Annotated in this window: 5 protein-coding genes; 4 read left to right on the top strand and 1 reads right to left on the bottom strand. The window is 26.4% G+C overall.

What is annotated here, in order from left to right; all coding sequences use genetic code 4:
- The first annotated feature begins 585 nt into the window (after positions 1-585).
- From RDJ14_RS02250 to RDJ14_RS02235, 4 genes are all read left to right on the top strand, one after another.
- Positions 586-777 carry an alanine--tRNA ligase-related protein gene (locus RDJ14_RS02250; RefSeq protein ID WP_308149746.1) on the top strand — a complete coding sequence of 64 codons (192 nt, stop codon included), beginning with the start codon at positions 586-588 and terminating at the stop codon, positions 775-777.
- Positions 738-1,439, top strand: coding sequence for an alanine--tRNA ligase-related protein (locus RDJ14_RS02245; RefSeq protein ID WP_308149747.1), 702 nt, complete (start codon positions 738-740; stop codon positions 1,437-1,439). Before RDJ14_RS02250 ends, RDJ14_RS02245 begins: the two co-directional genes overlap by 40 nt.
- The gene (gene alaS / locus RDJ14_RS02240; RefSeq protein ID WP_308149745.1) at positions 1,390-3,312 is read left to right on the top strand and encodes an alanine--tRNA ligase; all 1,923 of its coding nucleotides are present in this window, start codon (positions 1,390-1,392) and stop codon (positions 3,310-3,312) included. Before RDJ14_RS02245 ends, alaS begins: the two co-directional genes overlap by 50 nt.
- An 802-nt stretch (positions 3,313-4,114) precedes the next feature.
- Positions 4,115-4,264, top strand: coding sequence for a hypothetical protein (locus tag RDJ14_RS02235; RefSeq protein ID WP_308149744.1), 150 nt, complete (start codon positions 4,115-4,117; stop codon positions 4,262-4,264).
- A gap of 115 nt (positions 4,265-4,379) precedes the next feature.
- Here RDJ14_RS02235 and RDJ14_RS02230 read toward each other — a convergent pair.
- Positions 4,380-4,879, bottom strand: a 500-nt coding sequence (locus RDJ14_RS02230) for an Abi family protein (protein ID WP_308149743.1), incomplete at its 5' end; no start/stop codon positions are given.

The raw sequence follows: 4,879 nt of genomic DNA, 5'->3' as shown, positions 1-4,879 counted from the left end.
TTTTTTTAACTTTACTTTTATTCTTATAGTTTAATGAAAATACTATTATTAAAAATAATAATAGAAAAACAAGTATACTAACACTAGCAACAGCACCTATTCAATTCAGGATGTCGTGTTCACTCATTTTACTATTCCTCTTTCTTGTGGTTATTTAAAATTTTCTTTCAATTCATCAAGTAGTATTAAAATTTTATCATATATTAATATTTTTATAAGTATAAATTTGATTTTTTATTTGATAGATGTTAAAAATGCTGATTATACCCTTGTTTTTATTATTCCTTTTTAATAGTTTTACTTGCAATATTTATAATTTGTAGATAATATTAGTACAGAAATTAATATGTAAAATATTAATCTTAAATTAGATAAGTACCATTATTATCATTAGTTATATAACAGCGAGAGTGGACAGTGTAAGCACTTAACTAACATTAATGGGAAGCTCCTAATTTTTCATATTTAATAAACAATTAAGAGCATTTATTATTAAGTTAATAAATGAATTAGGATGGTACCGCGTTCAAAATTAAACGTTCCTAAATAATAAGGAACGTTTTTTATTATTTTCAGGAGGAAAATATGAATACAAAATGAACAACAGATAAAGTAAGAACAACATGACTAAATTTTTTTAAAAAGTATGACCACCATATTTTAGCAAGCGCTTCACTAGTTCCTAATGATGACCCATCATTATTATGAATTAACTCAGGAGTTGCTACTTTAAAACCATATTTTATGGTCGTAGTACTCCAGTTGCAAATCGACTAGTTAACTCACAAAAAGCCATTAGAACTAATGATATTGAAAATATTGGAATTACAGCACGACATCAGACTTTTTTTGAAATGCTAGGTAATTTTTCAATCGGTGATTATTTTAAAGTTGAAGCTATTACTTGAGGATGAGAGTTCTTAACAAGTGAAAAATGATTAAACTTAGACCCTAATTTACTTTATGTAACAGTTTTTAGTGAAGACCATGAAACATATGATTTATGATTAAATATTATTAAATTACCACAAGACCATATTATTAAAGGAACAAGAGCTACTAATTTTTGAGATATGGGACAAGGTCCATGTGGCCCTAATACTGAAATTTATTATGATCGTGGTATTAAATATGATGAAAAAAATATTGGTATTAAACTATTACAAGACGATATGGAAAATGATCGTTATATTGAAATTTGAAATATTGTTTTTTCACAATTTAATAATGATGGTAAAAACAATTATTCTGACTTACCACGCAGAAATATTGATACCGGCGCTGGTTTAGAAAGACTAGTAGCTATTTTACAAGATGTTCCTACTAACTTTGATACTGACTTATTTCAAACTATTATTCATAGTTGTGAAAAACTAACAAATACTCGGTATGATATTAATAATTATTTTACTAATGAATCACAACAAAAAAACCATTAATACTGCTTTTAAAATTATTGCTGACCATATTCGATGCTTAGTTTTTGCTATTAGTGATGGTGTCTTTCCAAGTAGTAAAGACCGTGGTTATGTATTAAGACGATTAATTAGACGAGCAGTTGTTTACGGTCAAAAGTTAGGTATTAATGAACCATTTTTATTCAAACTAGTACCAGTAATTGTTAAAGTAATGGGTGTTCACTACTATGAATTGCATGATAAAGTTGATTTAGTAACTACTATTATTAAAAGTGAAGAACTTAAGTTTTGAACAACATTAAGTACAGGCAAACAGTTGTTGTTACAAGTTATTAAAACTCAGAAAAAAGTAGATGCAGTTAGTGCTTTTAAACTATTTGATACTTACGGTTACCCAATTGAATTAACTTTAGAAATGGCGCAAGAAATGAATGCTACTGTTGACTTACAAGGCTTTGAAAAACTGTTAGCAAATAGTAAAGATAATACTAGAAAAGCACGCTCTCACCATCAAGCATTGACATTTCAATCTCCATTATTAACTAATTTAAAAGTTGATTCTACTTTTATTGGTTATACTCAAGACCAGACTAAAACTAATATTAATTTTATGTTAAAAGATGAAAAAGAAGTAACAAAGTTAACAGATGAAACTGGATTTCTAATTTTACAAGAAACACCTTTTTATGCTGAAAAAGGTGGACAAGCAGCCGATGATGGAGTCATTAAAGGTGTTAATGGTAGTGCCTATGTTAGTGATGTCCAACAAGGACCACAAAAGCAACATATCCATCAAGTAACAGTAACAGGGACACTAACAACTACTGATTTAGTAGTAGCATCAATTGATAGTAATCATCGCTTGGATATTCGTAAAAATCATTCTGGAACACATTTACTACATGCTGCACTACGAAAAGTATTAGGACAACACGTTATGCAATCAGGAAGTTTTAATAACTACCAATATTTACGATTAGATTTTAGTCATTATGAAAACATTACTCCTGAACAACAAGAACAGATTGAAACACAAGTCATTACTTGAATTAAAAGTAAAACCGAATGTGAAGTTATTCATTGTCCTTATGATGAAGCAATTAAACTAGGAGCATTAGCATTTTTTGGTGAAAAATATGATAAAACAGTGCGTGTGATTAAATTTGGTGATTTTTCAATTGAACTTTGTGGAGGAACACACTGTCATAATACGAAAGAAGTAGAACAGTTATTAATTACTAGTATTGAATCAAAGGGTTCTGGTTCATATCGTGTCCATGCTTTAACATCACATCAAACTATTAGTGAATATTTAAGTAAACAATTATTAACAATGCAAGCAGAAAGTGCTAATTGATTTAATCAATATCAAAATCTAAAAAATAATACTAATCAAGATTTAACAATTGAAAGCATTGCTAAAACTATTAGTAAACTACAACCTTGCCTTAGTGATTGACGAAATGGTAAATTATTAATTAGTGAACTTCAAAGTTTATTTAAAAAGTGACAAATTAATAATCAAGAATTACAACGAACTATGGTTTTAAAACAACATTTAAATTTAGTACCAGTAATTAAAGAACAATATCAATTGTTAATTGCTAATTTTAATGGTTTAGATGTTAAAACACTACGTGAATTAATGGAACATTATCGTAATCAGTACCAAAATATTATCATTATTTTTATTAATAAAAATAATGAGCAAGAAAGTTTAATCTTAGTGGCATCAAGTAAAGAATTACATAGTAATAAACAATATCATAGTAATGTAATTTTACAAAAAATTTTGCAAGCCTATGATGGTAAGGGTGGTGGTTCACCAATTTTAGGACAAGGTAAAATTAATAAAACTATTACTGATAATGAAATCATGTTACTATTTGTTTAATAAGGAAATTATCCTCTTGTGATTCTCACCCATTTATAAGACTAAATATTCTTAATTATTGACCATAAAAACATTATAATTTAATAGTATATAACTATCATAAACGCAAAGTATGTATCACATATTTTTGCGTTTTTTTGTTTTTATTAAGGAATTAACTGTTAAATTAAACTAATAAAAAAAGAGAACCTAAGTGAGATTTGATTACCCACCGGTTAACTTTCATTAACCAATAACAGTAATATTATTACATATTTAATTTAGGAAATTTGATTATTTTTTATTAATTATTATTACATTCCATTATGAAAGGAACATATAAAATGATAAATTTTAAAAAAATGTACATTTATAAGTTTTTAAGAACTAAGGAGATTTTTATTTATGAACAATGATGTAAACAAAAAAAGAACCTTAAGGTCCTTAATATAATATTTACTCGGTTTGGTTACCAGGCAAGACATCGCACATTACTACTTTGCCATATCGGTATGTTTCAATTATATATTATCTATACTTAATGTCAAGAAAAAGAAAAGAGAAAAAATAAATGAATAAACTAATTTTTAAAAGAATGCATATTTATAAGTTACATCGCTCTGAGTTATTAGATCACAAATAAGGAAGACCTGCAATTTTATTAAAATATAAAAATCAAAAATCATTAATTTGAGTAGGAACTCATAAATGTGATTTAAAAACTAAAGAAAAAGCCTTAATAATAAGTTTAAATGGCATTGATACATATTTTTACTCAAGTGGTATAGAAAGAGTTTATACTAATAATTTAAAAGATTCATGAGTGGATTTTAGTACTTATAGAACATATGTTTTAAAAAGTGAAGAACAAATTGAATTAATTGCTAAGTTTATTTCTTTTACTTATGAAAATGACCCCTATCTAGAAAATAAGAAATTAAAAAAAACTACAGAAATTATTAACTTGAAATAAAGAATTACAAAAAGAAAATTCAGCGTTAAAAGATAAAGATTTGTGAAAAGAAAAAACACAAACAAATTAATAACTGCTAATAGTTTATGAGTAGATAAATGAAAAAAAATTGTTATTAAGATTGAATTCTTGTATCTGTTTGTTCTTTAACACAATCGTGAATTTTCACTTCATAGTTTTTAAACAACTTTTCATAATCACTATTGAATCGTGGTAATAGTTCGTTTTTACTTGAAAAACGGTCAATCAATAAATGTAAATAATGGTGTTCATTAGTAGCATTTAAGGTTTGGTCATAATAAGCAAAACGTTCTTTATGTTTAAACTGAATACCTAAAACTTTAAAATTATGAGATAAATAGTTACGAACATCTTTAATATATTCTAGTTGTTCTAGTAAAATCTTACGGTCATTGAAATCTTTAATTCCAAAATAATGAGCAATTTTAGCAATGCTTTTCTGATTTAAAGTTTGAAGTAAACTCATAGTTCATTCAAAAGACATGACTTCTAATAAACTACGAATGGTGCGTGATTTTAAAACACCACTGCGTCCATATTTATTATAACCAGCGCGAATTAAATGTAAAGCAGTTTTCATTTGTTCTAAATGCT

The sequence above is a fragment of the Spiroplasma sp. AdecLV25b genome, from assembly GCF_030913225.1.
Lineage (GTDB): Bacteria > Bacillota_I > Bacilli_A > Mycoplasmatales > VBWQ01 > Spiroplasma_E.
Note: the sequence above shows the minus strand (reverse complement) of the source record. Positions and strands in the feature narration are given on the sequence as shown.